The following is an 18302-nucleotide window of genomic DNA, read 5'->3' as shown; positions in this document are numbered from 1 at the left end:
TCAAACTCTCCAATAAAGATGAATTTCGCAGCGTCGTTAAACGCTGTGTAACTCATCGGGGTATTGAAAAGAGCGATAAGCTCATTTTGAATCTGACGAGATTAAAATCTCATTTGTGTTCCAGTTTTCATACAGCCAGATAGCATGCACCAAAACCTTCACGTCATTCTGCAAGCAGAATGTTTACTCACTCGTTGTTCAGTTTTCAAAGATCAAACTTCTTATTTAGTCACCAACGTGTTTCAGCGGCGACTTAAATAATGTAACACATGGCCAAAATTAATGCAAGAGTTTTTGAATTATAGTTTTATTTCTACAGAGTTTTGCATGTACACTTCAATTCAAAGCTAGTTTCAACCTGAAATTAAAGCGCATACATATTATAACATATTTTTGAACGGGCTTTCAAACGTTATCAGCAATATTTTGTTTATTCGACACCTCCATCATTTCAAACACATCGTCTATTCTCGTTGTAACTGCTCAAGCGAAAAGGCCAGTTCTAATTTATTGAACTGACCTTTTCGCAACAACCATCATTCTATTTCAGATTACTCTTAATGTTGAATCCAGGGATTACGACGTTTCTTGGCTGGTTTTTGTGAATTCGTGGACGTCTTGTGTTCTCTAGTAGATTTTCCAGACACAGATACCTTTGATTTACTTTTCGCAGGTGTTTTACTTGTTCTTCGTTTTGCCGTTCCATTTTTAGACGGCGTTGATTTCGGTTTCGCGTCAGATTCCGGATCAACCTCTTCAAAAGCGGCCTGACTTAAGTTCGCATTGTCACGCCCTCCCTTTTTCCCACTGTTGGCATCATGGACTTGAGAAGGGTACATCTCTCCAAAAGCACCAAGCGGAGATGGCGGAACCATATTTTGAGCCGGATACGGATTTTGATAAGCATATTCCATCGGATGATTTGGCATAACAGATGTGGACATTTCAGGCGGCATACCATTCGGGTGACCATACATTCCCCAAGCTGGTTCCTGATAACCATACGCAGGATAAGTATATTGAGGAGCATGTGTATGCGATCCACATCCGCATGGAGGGTACGGAAGCATGGAGTACGGAGAAATAAATGGCGGTTGATTGTTCATCTGGTTCGTTGCAGCTGCAATACTTGGGAAAGGACTGTTTATTTGAGCTGCTGGCGAAATTGGAAATGCATTATTCGTCATCTCAGGAGATATATTTGGCATTACGTTATTATGATTAAAAGTCTGTTCTGCTCCCATCCATGGGCTATTTGGCATGCTACCCATATTATAAGCACCAACATCCTGAACACCAGGGAAAGGAGAGTTGTTGGCCATCCCTGCCGTATACATGTTGTTTTGCTGAACAGCGTATACCTCTTGTGTAGGTACAGGCACCTGCATATAAGGATGTTCCATCGGAGCATGGAGCATTTTTTGACCACAGCCACACGGCGCCTTAACCGATGGCTCGACACTCACAGCCGGTTCGATGTTAGGCATTACAGGCAGAGGCATCACTTCAGGTGAAAGATTAGGCATTTGAGGTTTTTTTGCTTCGTTTACAGGTTGGACTTGAACTTCAGACTTCATCTCCTCTTTCTTGTCTGGTTTCTTCTCAGGCTTCATTTCAGGCATTACAGGTAACTGAGGCAAAGCCTCCAATTCAGGTATGATATTGGGCTTAGCCGGTGCAACAGGCACTGATGCTGGGACAGGTACTGGCGTTTCAACTGCCTGCGGTGGAGGAGCTGGTACAACAGGTGCCGTTTCTTCTTTTACACCCGTATACTCTTTGCCTTCAGGTGATAATTTTTCTTGCGTACCCATATTCCCCATTTGGGTATTCGCGGCCTGATTACCTTGTGTATGCATGGAAGGAATATAGACGGTCTCTCCAACCAGAAGAGCATTTGGATTCTTTAATTGCGGATTCGCATTGATCATGTCTTTCAACGGAACTCCCCAAGCTTGTGACAACTTCCATAACGAATCTCCTTGTACTACCTTGTGACTGTGCAGTACGCCCTCTGGCTTTGGTGTTACCGGCTGCGTGGGAATTTTGACCTTCATACCAATATCCAACTTGTCGGGATCTGCGATCTGCGGATTGGCCGCAATCAATTTGTCCAGTGCAACATTGTATTTTTGGGACAGCAGATATAAGGTGTCGCCTTTTTTCACCATGTGTATTTTCACAGGGAACTAACCTCCTAGACGTCATACTTGGGCAGTACATTCGCCCATACCGTTACTACATCCTATGCAACAACCGGGCTAATGACATCATTTGAACAAAAAAAATCCTCCCGCCTTCTAAAATCCCACATACACGAGGCATGTTACATTTTATCGGACAAGGAGAATTCCTGTTATTTATTCAATTCGACGTAGTGATTATTCCCACACCTTGTAGCCGTCTTTGTCAACAATCTGACGGAAAGCTTCAAGTAATTGCAATGTAACCGGACCCGCTACACCCGAACCAATTGTTCTGCCATCCACTTCACAAGCCGCAATAACCTCCGCAGCCGTGCCTGTGAAAAATACTTCGTCTGCAATGTACACATCATGAAGCGTGAAAGGCACTTCTTTTAACTCAATACCCAACTCCCCGCACAGATCAATAATCGCTTGACGGGTGATGCCTTCGAGTGCTCCAAGGTAACAAGGCGGAGTATACACCACACCATTTTTGATAATGAAAATGTTATCGCTTGAGCCCTCGGTTACGTAGCCTTGCGAGTTTAGCATAATAGCCTCACCTGCACCCGAAAAGTTCGATTGCAATTTGACAAGGATGTTGTTCAGATAGTTGAGGGATTTAATTTTCGGATTCAACGCATCCGGGATGTTACGACGCTGGGATACGGAGACGGCCTTCAATCCAGTAAGATACGCTTCTTCCGGATAGATTGCTAGCTGTTCTACAATAATGATCACGGAAGCTTTAGGGCAACGCGTCGGGTCAAGGCCCAGGTTCCCTGGTCCGCGTGAAACGATCAGACGAATATAACCGTTACGCATATCATTGCGGCGTACCGTTTCAGCCATCACTTCAAGCATCTCATCGTAGGACAGCGGAATGTTCAAACTGATGGATTTTGCCGAATCATACAAGCGATCCAAGTGAGCCTTACATCTGAAAATATTTCCATTGTAAATCCGAATACCTTCGAAGATCCCATCTCCGTACAAGAATCCATGGTCATACACCGAAACTTTTGCATTTTCCTTGGTTACATACTGACCATCCAAATAGATCCATTGTTCTGCCATGACTAACTGCACCTCCATTAAATATGCATTTCCTATATTTCCGGAACATAATGAACCTGTCCATTTTACAACAAAAATAACGGAAAAACTCTCTTATTTCACATAGACGCCGAATGATCTCTTTGCATTCATTATCCAACCACTACCGGTTATTTCCGTGAAGGGTATGTATAACATGGATAACTACCAAGAACACGAACCTGACAATTCAAAGCCTCGATTTCGGCCATGGCTGCCGTGAGCAATACGGAATCGACCGTTTCAATCACATCAATGTAAAAATAGTAACTGCCCAAACGTTTCTTCGTTGGACGAGATTCAAGACGGGTCAGGTTCAGCTTTCTCCATGCAAAAGCTGACAACACCTGATGGAGTGCACCCGGCGCATCCTCAGGCAATGTAACAAGCAAGCTTGTCTTCACATGATCCGGTTCACGCGGAATATCGACCGGTTCATGGCCAATTAGTACAAAACGGGTGTAGTTATTGTCATGATCCGTCACACGTTCAGCCATAATATCGAGACCATGCTTTTGCGCAGCCAGCTTCGTGCCGATTGCTACCCAGCCCTTACCTGGATTTTTTTTCACGATCTCCACCGCTTCAGCTGTGCTGTTCACGCCTTCAAGATCTGCATCAGGTGAATGTTGCCGAATAAAATTCTGACACTGCGGGATGGCCACAGGATGGGATAGAATCTTGGTGATTTTACCAAAATCATATGTGCCATCGTCCGTGACAAATTCATTCCCATGTCCGATAACATTCTGGATGGAGGGATACACCCACTCCGCCTGCATTGGGATATCCACTTCATTGACAAGCCAGTCCATATGCAGACTAACGGAGCCTTCAATTGTATTTTCAATCGGAATCACACTGTACTGCACACTCCCGCTATCAACCGCACGAAAAATGTCCGAAATGAGTTTGGAGTGCTGCAAATCGAGGGCTTCCCCATCGAAAAGAAAATCGATTGCTTCGTGTGAGACTGATCCTTCTGGTAAAACTGCAATTCGTTTCATGCGTTAACTTCCCCTTTGATCCTGTCCAAAAAAGGACGTTCATCTTGATCCGGCAGTATGAGGGCGCCGTCCAGGTCCGGGTCCAGCCATAAGGCAGAGGCCGCGATTCCCTCCTGCTTCATAATACCCAGCAAGTACTGTTCCAGTTCTTCCTTCCGGGTATCGTGACGATCTACCAGTGTAAGAACAGTTGGTCCAGCTCCGCTTAGCGCAGCACCCAGTGCACCATGTTCAGTAGCATGATCTAAAATCTCCGTCATGCCGGGTACCAACGAGGCACGATAAGGCTGGTGAATCCGGTCCGACATCGCCTTTTGGATCATATCGAGTCGCCCGCTGGCTAATGCAGCAACGAGCAATGAAGAACGACTCACATTGTGTACGACATCAGGCATGCCAAACTGCTTGGGAACGATATCCCTCGCTTTAGATGTGGACAACTGGAAGTCTGGCACGATAACCAAAGCCTGCAAATCCTGGTGAGGCTCAATGCGAAGATAGTCGACGCGTTGACCATCCCAAGCTGCTGTAATGATACCCCCATATAACGATGCACCAACGTTGTCTGGATGTTTCTCCAGTGCTGTAGCCATGTCTAGCAGCTTATCATTAGATAACGGACTGCCGATCAATGCATTGGCACCAACAAGCGCACCAACAATTGCTGATGCACTGCTTCCAAGGCCTCGAGTGAGGGGGATGTCGGAATACATCGAAAATTCAAGCTCAGGCACAGAGACTCCTGCCTCACCAAATACCATTTGTGCAACTTCATAAAGGAGATTTGATTTATCCGAAGGCAAGCCCGTTAGATGTTCTCCATACAGATGAAATGTGGTCTCAGATGCCGGTTTGATCTCAAGCCAGGCATACAAAGACAAGGCCATGCCCAGGGTATCAAACCCTGGACCCAGATTGGCTGTGCTTGCCGGGATTTTTACGGTTACTTTATCACGCAAGCTCATACAGACTGTTGTTCCAGTTGGGCAATAGCTGCCATAACTGCCTCTTCTGTATCTTCAACGACCAGCGGCTCCACAGCAGCCGTTTTAATTGCTACATTCGGATCTTTCAGGCCGTTACCTGTTAACACGCATACAACCGTTTCTCCGCCTTTGAAGTAGCCCTCACTATGCAATTTGTACACACCAGCCACGGATGCAGCAGAAGCCGGTTCAGCAAACACCCCTTCACGTGCCGCAATGATGCGGTATGCCGCCAAAATCTCGTCATCCGTAACGTAGTTAATCTGACCATTTGACTCTTCAGCTGCAGCCACTGCTGTTTTCCAGCTGGCAGGGTTACCGATTCGAATCGCTGTAGCTACAGTTTCTGGCTCAAGAATGGGTTCTCCCTTAACAATTGCCATAGCTCCTTCTGCCTCAAACCCGACCATACGCGGCAATGTGTTCGATTTCCCTGCCTCTTTATACTCTTTAAAGCCTTTCCAGTATGCTGAAATATTACCCGCGTTACCAACCGGAATAGCCAGAACATCCGGTGCATCTCCCAATTGCTCAACCAATTCAAAAGCAGCTGTCTTCTGTCCTTCAATCCGGTATGGATTCACAGAGTTTACGAGTGTAATCGGGTGTTTAGCCGTAATTTCACGTACAATCTCAAGGGCACGGTCAAAGTTACCATTGATCGCGATGACTTTGGCACCATAGATCATCGCTTGAGCGAGTTTACCCAATGCAATATTGTTATTTGGAATCAATACGATACAATTCAACCCACCACGTGCGGCATAGGCTGCAGCAGCTGCGGATGTATTACCAGTAGATGCACACATAATCGTACGGCTGCCTTCTTCCATTGCTTTGGCAACAGCCATAACCATTCCGCGGTCCTTGAAAGAACCTGTAGGATTCAAGCCTTCATATTTGAAATACAGATTCAATCCGAGTTCCTTCGACAGATTCTCTGCATGAATCAGCGGCGTATTTCCTTCCTGAAGTGTAAGCTGTGGCGTATTTTCATTGACTGGAAGGTGTTCTTTGTAAGTTTGCAGTAATCCTTGATATCTCATTGTGGGTAAACTCCTTTAGGTTTAATGATCTAGATTCATGAAATGATGATTTGCTTGCAAAACAAAAATATAAACTAATTATATTTTAAAATGACTCAACAACTAACCTTCTACACGATAAACACTCTTAATGCGGCGAATCACGTTGAGTGATTCAAAATGCTTAAGCACCTTGTCCATGCTCGCCTTACTTGCATTATGTGTAACGATAATGATCTCAGCGTCTGGATTGTGCTCATTCGGCTGTTGCACAACAGAAGCGAGACTGACTTCATATTCGGCAAAAATCTGCGTAATCTGCGCCAGCACCCCTGCTTTGTCGTCCACGTGCAGTAATATAAAATTTTTCGAAAAAATCTGCTCATCACTCTGCAGTCTCTTCTGTTTATATGGCACGATTGCTTTTAATCCGTTTACACCAAGCTTGAGGTTTTTCGTTACGGCAACAATGTCAGCAACTACGGAAGTGGCTGTTGGCAATTCACCCGCCCCTGCTCCGTAGAACATCGTCTCGCCTACCGCCTCACCGTGTACATACACTGCATTGAACACACCGTTTACCGATGCGATTGGGTGGTTCTTTCTCACCATCGTTGGTTGCACACTAATCGTAATCTCATCATCGATGCGATCTGCGATGCCAAGTAACTTCAACTCATATCCCAGTCTTTTAGCATACGTTATATCTTCACGCGTGACGGAGGAGATCCCCTTAACGGTAACATCCTTCAATTCCACATTCGTCCGGAAACCGAGGGTACCCAAGATTGCCATTTTTCGAGCAGCATCGAGTCCTTCTACATCTGAGGTCGGGTCTGTTTCCGCGTACCCTAAAGCTTGTGCTTCCGCTAGCACCTCTTCATAGGATGCGCCTTCCTGACTCATTTTCGTCAAAATATAGTTCGTTGTGCCGTTCACAATCCCCATAATCCGCGTGATCCGGTCCGAAGAGAAACCTTCAATCAGCGTGCGGATGATCGGGATGCCTCCAGCCACACTGGCCTCATAAAACACATCACATTGCTTTTCCTGCGCTTTAGCCAGAATCTCTGAACCGTGCAATGCCATAAGATCCTTGTTCGCTGTTACGATATGTTTCCCACGTTCCAATGCCTCAAGAATATATTCTTTCGTCTGATCGATGCCGCCCATCACTTCAACGATAACATCAATGTCCGGGTGACGAATGACATCCCAAGGGTTCTCTGTTAGCTTCGCCCGGTCAATAGGAATAACACGATCCTTCTCCGTGTTCTTCACTGCAATCTTCTCAATGATAATTGGCGACCCCACCTGGCTGCTCAAATCCTCCTGATTCCCTTCCACAATTCGGACAACGCCCGTTCCAACCGTGCCCAGGCCCAACAATCCGACTTTTACCGGTTTCACTAACGACCTACCCCCTATTGTCTAATCCTATATTCTCTAAGCCCGATTAACCTTGGCCTACGATCCGTGTACGCTTCACCCCAGGCATATCTTGCATTCGATCCAGCATTTCTCCAATCTCTCCATGCAGATGCGTCGTTTCCACGGAAATGACAACATTGGCTCTGCCCTGAAGCGGAATACTCTGATTAATCGTAAGCACGTTGGCTCCATAACCTGCAAAATGTCCAAGCACACGAGACAGAATACCAGACTGATGCTCCAGGTCAATCGAGATCGTTACGATTCGCTCACGCTCCAGCTGATTGATCAGATGGATTCCATCTTTGTACTTGTAAAAGGCACTTCGGCTTAATCCGACCTGCTCGACGGCCTCATGCACTGTTTTAACATCACCGGAAGCAAGCAGCTCTTTCACCTGCATCGTTTTTACCACAGCTTCAGGCAAAATATCTTCCCGTACTAAGTAATAGCGTTCATTCACAGAACGTCCTCTCCTCAAAGACTCATGTATTCATATAGTGGACATTATATAGGATGAATCACAAAAGGGCAATACGTGACATGTCTATTTTTCAAAAACTGTTTCTCACATTATACAGACTTCTCTTTCTCATGTCAGAAAACAAACAAAAAAAACGCAGCCTCACGGTAACTTCCCGCTTCACTGCGTTTCTCATTTTTATTAAGCAATCATCAGCCGATGATGTTCACAATTTTTTTGGCCTAGCGGCTTAGTAGTAACTGCTGCTTTCCACAAATTCAAACTCAAAATCTCCAATACGCACAATCGTACCTTCCACGGCACCACGTTTACGAAGCTCATCATCCACACCCATGTGACGAAGTGTACGCGCCAACTTCAGAATAGCCTCGTGTGAATTCAACTGCATCCGTTTCATCATGCGATCAATCTTGACACTCTCCACAATGAATGTATCGTTCTCACGCACAATACGGAAACCTTCGTCCTCTTTTTTCTCCAAACTGTATACTTTACGCTCGGAAAGATCGGCTACTTCTTCTACCTCAGGCTCATCCGGAATCTGATCCAGCAGATCAGCCGCTCGGTACAACAGTTCCTGAATACCTTGACGAGTCAGCGACGAAATAGGCATGATTTCAATATCTGGCTTCACTTCACGAACCTGTTGCAAAAATTGCTCCAGATTAGCTTCGGAATCCGGCATATCCATTTTGTTCGCAGCTACAACCTGCGGTCTCTCGGCAAGCACCGGATTGTATAGTCGCAGCTCATCATTAATTTTCTGCCAGTCTTCGAAAGGATCGCGCCCTTCAGAACCCGACATATCCACAACATGAATAATAACTCGCGTTCGCTCAACATGTCGCAGGAACTCATGTCCCAGTCCGACACCCTCATGTGCCCCTTCAATCAGACCCGGCAAATCGGCCATAACAAAACCGCGGCCCTCACCCACATCAACGACACCCAAGTTAGGGGTAATGGTTGTGAAATGGTATGCCCCAATCTTCGGCTTGGCAGCAGATACAACGGACAGCAACGTAGATTTACCCACACTCGGGAACCCGACTAGTCCCACATCCGCCATGACTTTAAGCTCAAGCACGATATAACGCTCTTCGCCTTCCTCACCGTTCTCGGCAAGTTCAGGTGCCGGGTTTCTTGGCGTTGCAAAGCGGATGTTACCACGCCCGCCGCGGCCACCTTTGGCTACAACCACCTGCTGCCCGTGACGCGTTAGATCAGCTAACACTTCGCCACTGTCTTCATCCACAATCGTCGTACCCGGCGGGATACGCACAATCATGTTCTCTGCATTGGCACCATGCTGGCTTTTGTTACGTCCCTTCTCACCACGTGGGGCTTTGAAGTGACGCTGATAACGAAAGTCCATCAATGTCCGCAGACCTTCATCTACCCGGAAAATAATATCGGCTCCCCGGCCGCCATCGCCGCCGGCAGGGCCACCCTCCGGTACATATTTCTCACGACGGAAAGAGACGATACCGTCTCCTCCATCTCCTGCTTTTACATAAATCTTCGCTTTATCAACAAACATTGGTTACCCCTTCTTCCTATATTCCACAAGGCATTCTGAATTGTACAAACGTATCCCCAGACGGAAGCTGCTCCGTTCTGACTTTTTTACCTTTGAGTACAGCTGTTAATTGCCGCAGCGTTTCTGGATCCGGGGTTTGATCTCCGTCCAACCGGACGACGACATCTCCGTGATCCTGTCCGAAGTTCAAGGTCAGTTTGCGTACCTCTCCCCAAGACGACCGGCCACCGCCATACTGATAGGCCCGAATTGCATCCGCAATCGCCCCCGTAAGCGACTCGCCATCCTCGGGAGAGACCAGAGCACTGAGCTGCAGCTCTTCTTCTACTTCCACATGCAATTCCAGTGCAGCTCCACTGGCCCGAAAAGATTGCAAATAAAAGACGAGAGAAGGTATACCTAATTTAGATATACGGCTTTCTTCCGTTACCCGCTCTTTTATTCTTTCCACACATTGCAGGGATTTATCAAGTTTGCCCAGCCTAAGATATCCATATAACACTTGGAGATCGTTCATCCAGTCATGCCGATGATGATTTAATGAAGCTATTGCTGTTTTTTCCATGGATTGAATGATGATTCTGCGTTCCGCCTCCGCCTGCTTTTTCATCGCATATCCTGATACTAACATCACTGCGACGGACCAAAATGCGCATACAACGCTCGCAAAAGACGTTGGATACAACATAACGAAAACCAAAGGAATCACAAGTGAACATGCCGCAATCCACGGCACTCTTTTCCAGGATTTCATGGCTTCTCCCCGTTCTACCAAACTAGGTTGGTTTCAACCCACCGTAACCAAGTATAACATGTCTTTTCTGCCAGTTCATTATCGAATAGTCGCAGAATGCAAAAAACCTCCGGCAAAAATGCCGAAGGCTCCTTAGGCGGAATGCCGATATTAAGCTTCTACTGCAGCTGCTACTGGAGCAACGTTTACAGGGTAGATGCTTACTTTTTTGCGATCGCGACCCCAACGTTCGAATTTAACAACGCCGTCGATTTTCGCGAACAAAGTGTCATCTTTACCGATACCTACGTTTGTTCCTGGGTGAATTTTCGTTCCGCGTTGGCGAACGAGAATGCTACCACCAGTTACAGTTTGGCCATCTGCACGTTTAACACCCAGACGTTGTGCATTACTGTCACGTCCGTTCTTCGTGGAACCTACACCTTTTTTCGATGCGAACAACTGAAGATTTAATTTCAACATGATTGGTTTTCCTCCTTCTTTGCTTATTGGTGTTGCTGTATTTGAATATACTTCCCGTATGACTCTGCAATATTAGAGAGCATAACTACCATGGATTCGAGCAACAACTGTACCTGAGAAAAAGTTTCCCCTTTTGCCAGCACCGGTAAAGAACCGCTTAAAAAACCATTCTTCATCTTGGCATCCATCTCGATACCAGTTAATGCTTCAATCGAGTTCACTGTACCTACTGTAACAGCAGATACCCCGGCACATACGATATCTTCTCCACGCTTGGCAAAATTGGCATGCCCTTCGATAGAAAAGCGTTCGATGTTCCCGTCCTCATCACGAAAGATTTGAACGATAATCACTTATCGCACCTTCTTACGCTTTGATTTTTTCGATAGTTACTTTAGTGTACGGTTGACGGTGACCTTGCTTCACATGGTAGTTCTTTTTCGGTTTGTATTTGTATACAACAACCTTTTGACCTTTGCCATGTTTCTCAACCTTAGCCGTTACAGTAGCTCCGGAAACCAATGGTGTACCTGCTGTCAAACCTTGATCGTTAGATACAGCCAGGACACGGTCGAACGTTACGCTTTCGCCGTCGTTCGCATTCAATTTCTCGATGAACAGAACATCGCCCTCTTGGACTTTGTACTGTTTGCCGCCTGTTTCAATAATTGCGTACATTTGCCTTGCACCTCCTCATGTCTCAGACTCGCCCGTTCTCAGGTGACAGTACCTTGCGGAACTGTTCTTAAACCTGGTCAGTGCGGTTACAGCATGTGCAAGACCAATAGGCTTAAACACATACTTGATGATTATATCACGCAGTATATTAAAAATCAATGCAAAGGTGAAATATATCTTTTCCCCGTGCCATGACAGGAAGAACAAGCTTCCACGTAGGGCAAGGTACTTTCTTCTCTTACTTTTTTGCGAGTCAGTTCAAGCAACCCGAGTTTCGTCCATCCCATTACAAAAGCTTTGGTCCGATCCTTACGTAGCTCCTGCTCCAGCACAGACGCTACATCATGCCGATTCGATGCCTCTTCCATATCGATGAAGTCAACGATAATCATGCCGCCAATGTCCCGTAGTCGCATTAACCGAGCAATCTCCACTGCAGCCTGCATGTTGGTTTCGGTTACCGTCTCTTCCAGACTATCTCCACCTGCTCCGGTATACTTGCCTGTATTCACATCAATCACGGTCAGCGCTTCGGTATGATCAATAACGATATACCCACCTCCGGGTAGCCAAACTTTGCGGGCAAAATCTTTGTTCAGCTGTTCCTGTACACCGTAAGCATCAAAGATAGATTCCGTTCCGGAATACACCTGAACTCGAGGCTCATGCCCTGGACAGATCTCTTCAAGCAACGTCCGTATTACGCGAGCCTGTCCTTCACTATCCGTGATCACCTCGTCACTACCAGGAGTATACACATCTCTAATCACTCGCTGAATCATGCTTTGGTCTTGGTGCAACAAGCTTGGAGAAGGCAAACTGTCTGCTTTTTCTCGAATCAGAAGCCACTGAGCTCGTAATGCCTCCAAATCAGTCTGAATCGCCTCATTCGCTTCTTCCGCAGATACGGTACGAATAATCAGCCCTTCTTCGTCCCGAAGCAACCGCTCTCCCATCCCTTTGAGGCGGGAACGATCCCCCTCCCGGGCAATCTTTTTGGAAACAGCCACATAACCCGCTACAGGCATGTAGACAAGCCAGCGGCCCGGAAGTGAATAATGAGTCGTCACCCGGGCTCCTTTGCTTCCTACCGGTTCCTTCAGAACCTGTACAATTAATTCCTGACCCGGACGCAGCAACTCCGAGATGGAAGGTTTTATTTTAGGTTGCTTCTCCAGATGGGGGTGGAGCACATCATCCACATACAGAAACGCATTCTTTCTCTGACCAATATCCACAAAGGCAGCCTGCATACCCGGTAACACATTCACTACCCGTCCCTTGAAAAAGGAACCTAGCAACCCGCGCTCGCGTGTACGCTCTGCCGTGAACTCCACAGCTTTGCCTTCTTCCAGAAGCGCCATTTGCATGAGGTTATGTTCATTATGTACAATCATTTGTTTCATGGCTTCACCTCTAGAAGACCCTTCAATTTATCCACATCCATTTCATATTATAGGCAATAACGATCATAAATGTATTACCCCGTTTGAGAGCAGGTTCATCAGTAGGCTTCACAATTTGTCGGTATTTTGTTGAAAGTACGAGCCAATCACTCTCTGTTCAGGCAAAACCGCCAGGATACGTCCCTGCTTATTCATCACGTATACCATATGGTACTGTTCCCTTTTTAATAGACGCAAAATAGTGTCCAAAGGTTTCGCTGGGAACGAGATTATCGGTTGGGCCAAGCCACCTGTAGTTGCATACCGGACAAAAACAGCTTCCCGGTTCATCAGAAAACGGATAAAACGATAAGGCACGTTCCGATAATCGGTAAAATTGGAGTAAAACAAAAAAAGGCCTATTAATAAAAGGTTCAACGGTAGCCCGTAATCGCCGGAAAGCCACCGGCTAATCGCAACCAAAATAACCCCTGCGCTACACAGGATACTGATGCGATAAGTCCACATGAGTGTAGTATAGTAAGGAGCCCACAGGCTGACAATCGCCTGAACGATCTTTCCCCCGTCCAAAGGCAGTACTGGCAACAGATTAAACAAAGCAATGAGCAGGTTGGCTTGGATGATATAATCCAGAAACAGTGGGTCCCCCAACTGAAATCGGCTTAGAAGCAGTACTATGCCAACCATCAGAATGTTCTGCAACGGTCCAGCCAAGGCAATGACAATCTCGCGGTAAGCCGTCAGTTTGCCTCCATCTTCAATAACAGCCACTCCCCCAAAGGGAAGCATCTGTATAGACAATACACGGCAGCCCAGAAGGGCCGCCGCGGCAGCATGTCCGCATTCATGAATAAATACGATGGCAAACAGCGTGATCAGTTCGATAAAATGTCCAGTTAGCAGGGAGGTCATCATGATGATGACAAAAAACGGATGAAGCGAGATTCGCACTCCCCACACCCTAATCAAGGGCAACGACTTCCGCAGGGTCTACGTACTCTTCTCCTTCTTTTATCGCAAAATAAAGCGTAGCAGGCTGATCCGTGCTTCCACCCTTTAAGCGTCCCACCACATTCCCCGCTTCGACCCAATCATTCACCTGAACGTCACTCTCGTTCATCCGGCCGTATATGGCGGTCACCTTACCAGCGTGCTGGATAACGACGGTATACCCGCTGGTTGCATCCCCCAGAACCTCAAGCACACGCCCGGCACCTGAGCTGACGACTTGCACGAGCCCTCCTGTAGTAGCGGCATCTGGAACAATCTCAATTCCCTTCATACTTAAAGCAAATGGCTGAACGACCGTACCTGAAATTGGTTTACCGAGAAGCTGCCGGATTCCTGAGCCGTTTACTACATCAGTGGTATGTCCAAGTACCGGCAGGAAAGAAGGTGTCCCACCGAAATTCCGTTCATACCATGCCGTAGCCGCAGCAAAATCCATGTCGTTATGAAGTACTTCAGCAATAACGGTTTTAGGTGCTATCGTCCATGATGCATTTAATTGAAACAGTCCCCACACGCCTGCAAATAGTACTGCACTGACTACCGTACGCCGTAGGAACGATCGAATCAAATTAAAACCAGAACGCCCTGTAGGGCCGAAATGTCCATTTTCCTTCTTCCACAACCATTCCGGGTCTCTTTCCGCTGGTTCCTCTACAAAAACAAACGGCTTCTGCCGGTTCGTTTCATCATACTCGCTATTTCTACCTTGATCTTTACTTCCGTCTATGCTTATGTCTGCGTTTCTCTCTCTTTCACTGCCCTGATCGCTTTCTCTTCCACGATCCCATCGAAAAACCGGCTTTTGTTCTTGCAACACTTCATGCACTGCCCCATCCATAAGCCGCCGTATCCGCTCTTCTCGTCTCTGTTTGATTCTCCGTTTTGTATTCATGCCATGTCCTCCCGCCGAGGCTTGTTTACTACATCCTATGAATCAACAGCAAAGAATATGAACAAGCCTCCATACTAACTGAACCGAAAATAAGCTTTAGCTTTAAATTACGAATGTTGTGTGTGGGAGTGTCACTACGGCAGTTTACCAAATAGCTGACCACGTAATTACACGTAATAAAGCAAAGCAATGCCTGTGAGCAGTGAGTAAACGAGGCATACACAAAAAAAACAGCCGGACACGCTGCCCCGGCTGTTACTTGAAGTTCAATTTAACGAAATTTATTTCACGCTCTACATACCCTTTAACCCATCCCGAAAAATTTCTTGAAACGGGAAAATGCGCCCTTCTTCTGCTCCATCTGCATTAATGGCACGGTATCCCCCAAAATTCGTCTTGCAATATTGCGATAAGCAATGGCTGCAAGTGAATCTGGGTTCATCACTGTAGGTTCGCCAGAATTGGCAGCCTTGATGACAAGTTCATCATCTGGCACGATGCCAATCAGGTCGATGTTAAGTACTTGTAAAATACCATCGATATCAAGCATGTCACCTGACTTCACCATATTGTTGCGAATCCGGTTCACTACCAGCTTAGGAGACTGAATGTGTGAACTCTCCAGCAAGCCGATGACACGGTCCGCATCACGCACTGCTGCATTTTCCGGTGTAGTGACCACAATGGCCTGATCTGCTCCTGCTACCGCATTTTTGAATCCCTGCTCAATCCCTGCCGGGCAGTCAATAATGACGTATTCAAAATCTTTTTTGAGTTCCAGGATGATATCTTTCACCTGTTCTGGCGATACAGAGTTTTTGTCTCTCGTCTGCGCTGCAGGCAACATGTATAATTCTTCGAAACGCTTGTCTTTTACCAAAGCCTGATTCAAACGGCAACGGCCGTCCGCAACATCGCACAGATCGTAAATAATGCGGTTCTCGAGTCCCATCACAACATCCAGATTACGAAGGCCGATATCGGTATCGACCAAACAAACCTTTTTGCCTAGCAGCGCCAGGGCTGTCCCGATGTTTGCCGAGGTGGTCGTCTTACCCACGCCGCCTTTACCCGAAGTGATCACGATCGCCTCTCCCATGAGCTACACTCCTTTAAACACATTAAAATCTCGGCGCAACCGAACGATATTGCTCATCTTGTCGATCTGCATCTGATTGTCCTGCAAATAAGCAAATTCCATTCCGGTTTCATGACTCTCCCATTCATCTGGAGGACGACTGATTACATCAGCAATACGCAACTGTGTTGGCGCAAATACCGATGCTGCGATAATAGCCTCTTCGTCCCCGCTGATTCCAGCATGAGCCATACCTCTGAGTGAACCCAAAACATATATATCCCCAGTACACGTCACCGTGCCCCCTGGATTGATATCTCCGAGAAACAGGAGATTCCCCTCATGATGAAGCACCTGACCTGATCGTACCATGCCGCACATCGTCACAATCGGCGGGGGACCTTTGACCTCCTGTACAAGTGCAGGCGAGTCAAAGGATCGGATCAGTAGATTCCCTTTTTGCTTCAATATATCCAGAATCTCTTCTTTCTGATCTTCCGTAATTTCTCGCGCTCCAAGCTTGATATCCACATGAACAATCGGTCCGGTCAAAATGTTTTGATGGCTGTGTTCCAGCTTATAGCGGAGCTCATAGAGCAATTCCTCGAATTCACATTGATCGTCCAACAGGAAAACCAAGCCGTCTCGGATGCCTTTAATCGTTACGTGATTCGATTTTACCGTCATAAGCCTGTCCCTCCCATCTCATTACATTTCGTGCCCCGGTTCCCAAGTTCCTGCTTCTCGCTCCATAAATGTCATCAGGAAGCTTCATCTGCTTTACTTTTAGGTGTGCCGATCTTCTCCAGCTGTTTGCGCAGAGGCACATAAATGATCAGGGTAAACACAAAGTGAACAAACAGATTAGGGATCATGTATTCAATCAGTGCCCAGTCAAAGGTCACATGATTGAGCTGGAAGAGCTTGTATAAGAAAAATAACATCGTATCATTCAGCAAACTTCCAAGCAGGACAACTGAAACCATGATGGGCATCGGTGCACGCGGTGCTTGAAATATAAGTCCCATCATATAAGCAGATAATCCCATGGAGAATCCGTAAGGGCCAATCATCTCCCCGTAGAAGACGACATCATGCAAGAGTCCAAATAATATGCCGAGCACAAGGGCTGTATGCCTGTGATAATACACAGCAAAAAATAAAATAACGATATAAACCAGGTTGGCTGATATACGCATTTGCCAGGCTGAAGGAATGATCTGCGGCAGAATCGTATCTTCAGCAATGAACAGAATGAACAGTAACAGAAACAGAACCTGTTTGCGCGTAACCATTATTGTTTAACCTCAGGCGGAATGATCACAATCAGTTCTTTCCAATCGAGGAAGTTGGCATAGGGTTTAATTGTAGCCGTCTGTGTTAAACCGTATTCGCTCTTCTCGACGCTTTTCACTTCTCCAATACGCATGTACTTTGGAAAATTGTTGATGATACCAGATGAGATAATTTCATCACCTTTTGCGATATTGGAATCCTCTGCAATCTTGGTCATCTTTAACATACCGCTCTTCGGATCATAACTCTCGATCATACCAAACACTTTCTCTTTGCCTACAGCCGTAGCCGCAATCGCATTCGATGTTGGGTCATTAGCATCCATTGAAGTTAGCAAGTTCACCGTTGATGTATACGAACTGACATGGCTGATCACCCCAACCAAACCTTCCTGTGATGTAACAGCCATACCTGGTTTGATGCCTGCATTCTCCCCGATGTCTATGTTAATCGTTCTACTGTTTGGATCGGAATTGGCACTTATTACTTGGGCAATTCGAGAACCATAGTTGTATCGATTCTGTTGTTCTTTTGTAAAATTGAGCGCTTGCTCGAGTTGCTTGTTTTTTTGCTCTAAGTCATTGTATTTCAATCGGTCACGCGTATAGTGTCCCATCGCGATGCGAAGCTCTTCATTTTCCTCGTATACCGCACGCATGTTCGCTACATCTTTGAAAAAGCCCGCTACATAAGAAGCGGGCTTGTAAAATACGTATTGTACAAATCCAACTGAATCCTTGAGGAATTTCTCCGGCCAGGATAAATTGGCTCGCGGACTAAGCGTAAAGCCCATCAGCGCGATAAATGTAACAAGGCCCACCAGCAAAACAAAAAGTCTTTTGTTGCCAAGCAGTTTAAACAGTTCCAACACCCTCTAACATCCATTATTCTCTTCCGAGCCCAGCCCGGCGGGGAGATATCAGACCTGAAGTCCCTGCGAGAATATCAATCGATCCTCCCCTGTTAAGCGG

19 protein-coding genes and 1 other annotated feature are annotated in these 18302 nt (G+C 46.4%); all 19 genes read right to left on the bottom strand.

Annotated elements, in window-relative coordinates; all coding sequences use genetic code 11:
* Window positions 1–557: 557 nt before the first annotated feature.
* Window positions 558–2183 (bottom strand): LysM peptidoglycan-binding domain-containing protein, encoded by a 1626-nt coding sequence (locus H7T88_RS02265; protein ID WP_221786629.1) that lies wholly within the window; start codon window positions 2181–2183, stop codon window positions 558–560.
* A 198-nt stretch (window positions 2184–2381) separates the two neighbouring features.
* Window positions 2382–3263, bottom strand: coding sequence for a branched-chain-amino-acid transaminase (ilvE, locus tag H7T88_RS02260; RefSeq protein WP_090919067.1), 882 nt, complete (start codon window positions 3261–3263; stop codon window positions 2382–2384).
* Between the two features lie 149 nt (window positions 3264–3412).
* On the bottom strand, window positions 3413–4288 hold the full coding sequence (pheA, locus tag H7T88_RS02255) for a prephenate dehydratase (RefSeq protein WP_154890957.1): 876 nt from the start codon (window positions 4286–4288) through the stop codon (window positions 3413–3415).
* Window positions 4285–5253, bottom strand: a complete 969-nt coding sequence (gene thrB / locus H7T88_RS02250; RefSeq protein WP_221786627.1) for a homoserine kinase — start codon at window positions 5251–5253, stop codon at window positions 4285–4287. The genes pheA and thrB overlap by 4 nt, the downstream gene beginning before the upstream one ends.
* On the bottom strand, window positions 5250–6320 hold the full coding sequence (thrC, locus tag H7T88_RS02245) for a threonine synthase (RefSeq protein WP_221786625.1): 1071 nt from the start codon (window positions 6318–6320) through the stop codon (window positions 5250–5252). Before thrC ends, thrB begins: the two co-directional genes overlap by 4 nt.
* 102 nt (window positions 6321–6422) lie before the next feature.
* Window positions 6423–7709 (bottom strand): homoserine dehydrogenase, encoded by a 1287-nt coding sequence (locus H7T88_RS02240; protein WP_221786623.1) that lies wholly within the window; start codon window positions 7707–7709, stop codon window positions 6423–6425.
* A gap of 46 nt (window positions 7710–7755) precedes the next feature.
* Window positions 7756–8193 (bottom strand): ACT domain-containing protein, encoded by a 438-nt coding sequence (locus tag H7T88_RS02235; protein WP_110898886.1) that lies wholly within the window; start codon window positions 8191–8193, stop codon window positions 7756–7758.
* A gap of 250 nt (window positions 8194–8443) precedes the next feature.
* A complete protein-coding gene (gene obgE / locus H7T88_RS02230) occupies window positions 8444–9754 on the bottom strand; it encodes a GTPase ObgE (RefSeq protein WP_154890961.1) in 1311 nt (436 codons plus the stop codon).
* A 16-nt stretch (window positions 9755–9770) separates the two neighbouring features.
* Window positions 9771–10508 carry a Spo0B domain-containing protein gene (locus tag H7T88_RS02225; RefSeq protein ID WP_221786622.1) on the bottom strand — a complete coding sequence of 246 codons (738 nt, stop codon included), beginning with the start codon at window positions 10506–10508 and terminating at the stop codon, window positions 9771–9773.
* A gap of 150 nt (window positions 10509–10658) precedes the next feature.
* A complete protein-coding gene (gene rpmA, locus H7T88_RS02220; protein WP_017692622.1) occupies window positions 10659–10970 on the bottom strand; it encodes a 50S ribosomal protein L27 in 312 nt (103 codons plus the stop codon).
* 23 nt (window positions 10971–10993) lie between these two features.
* Entirely contained in the window at window positions 10994–11323 is a 330-nt protein-coding gene (locus tag H7T88_RS02215; RefSeq protein WP_090919083.1) for a ribosomal-processing cysteine protease Prp, read from the bottom strand.
* 13 nt (window positions 11324–11336) lie between these two features.
* A complete protein-coding gene (gene rplU, locus H7T88_RS02210; protein WP_090919085.1) occupies window positions 11337–11648 on the bottom strand; it encodes a 50S ribosomal protein L21 in 312 nt (103 codons plus the stop codon).
* Between the two features lie 14 nt (window positions 11649–11662).
* Window positions 11663–11746: a sequence feature (ribosomal protein L21 leader region), on the bottom strand.
* Between the two features lie 57 nt (window positions 11747–11803).
* A complete protein-coding gene (locus tag H7T88_RS02205; RefSeq protein ID WP_090919087.1) occupies window positions 11804–13054 on the bottom strand; it encodes an Rne/Rng family ribonuclease in 1251 nt (416 codons plus the stop codon).
* 108 nt (window positions 13055–13162) lie between these two features.
* On the bottom strand, window positions 13163–14023 hold the full coding sequence (locus H7T88_RS02200; protein ID WP_154890963.1) for a M50 family metallopeptidase: 861 nt from the start codon (window positions 14021–14023) through the stop codon (window positions 13163–13165).
* Window positions 14016–14957, bottom strand: coding sequence for a M23 family metallopeptidase (locus H7T88_RS02195; RefSeq protein WP_154890964.1), 942 nt, complete (start codon window positions 14955–14957; stop codon window positions 14016–14018). The genes H7T88_RS02200 and H7T88_RS02195 overlap by 8 nt, the downstream gene beginning before the upstream one ends.
* Before the next feature lie 304 nt (window positions 14958–15261).
* Window positions 15262–16056, bottom strand: a complete 795-nt coding sequence (gene minD / locus H7T88_RS02190; protein WP_090919093.1) for a septum site-determining protein MinD — start codon at window positions 16054–16056, stop codon at window positions 15262–15264.
* A 3-nt stretch (window positions 16057–16059) separates the two neighbouring features.
* Window positions 16060–16722 carry a septum site-determining protein MinC gene (locus tag H7T88_RS02185; RefSeq protein WP_090919095.1) on the bottom strand — a complete coding sequence of 221 codons (663 nt, stop codon included), beginning with the start codon at window positions 16720–16722 and terminating at the stop codon, window positions 16060–16062.
* A gap of 74 nt (window positions 16723–16796) precedes the next feature.
* A complete protein-coding gene (locus H7T88_RS02180) occupies window positions 16797–17330 on the bottom strand; it encodes a rod shape-determining protein MreD (RefSeq protein WP_090919098.1) in 534 nt (177 codons plus the stop codon).
* Complete coding sequence (gene mreC, locus H7T88_RS02175) at window positions 17330–18202, bottom strand: rod shape-determining protein MreC (protein ID WP_090919101.1); 873 nt, start codon at window positions 18200–18202, stop codon at window positions 17330–17332. The genes H7T88_RS02180 and mreC overlap by 1 nt, the downstream gene beginning before the upstream one ends.
* Between the last annotated feature and the right edge of the window lie 100 nt (window positions 18203–18302).

The organism is Paenibacillus cucumis (ex Kampfer et al. 2016) (genome assembly GCF_019748695.1).
Taxonomy (GTDB): Bacteria; Bacillota; Bacilli; order Paenibacillales; family Paenibacillaceae; genus Paenibacillus; species Paenibacillus polysaccharolyticus.
Note: the sequence above shows the minus strand (reverse complement) of the source record. Positions and strands in the feature narration are given on the sequence as shown.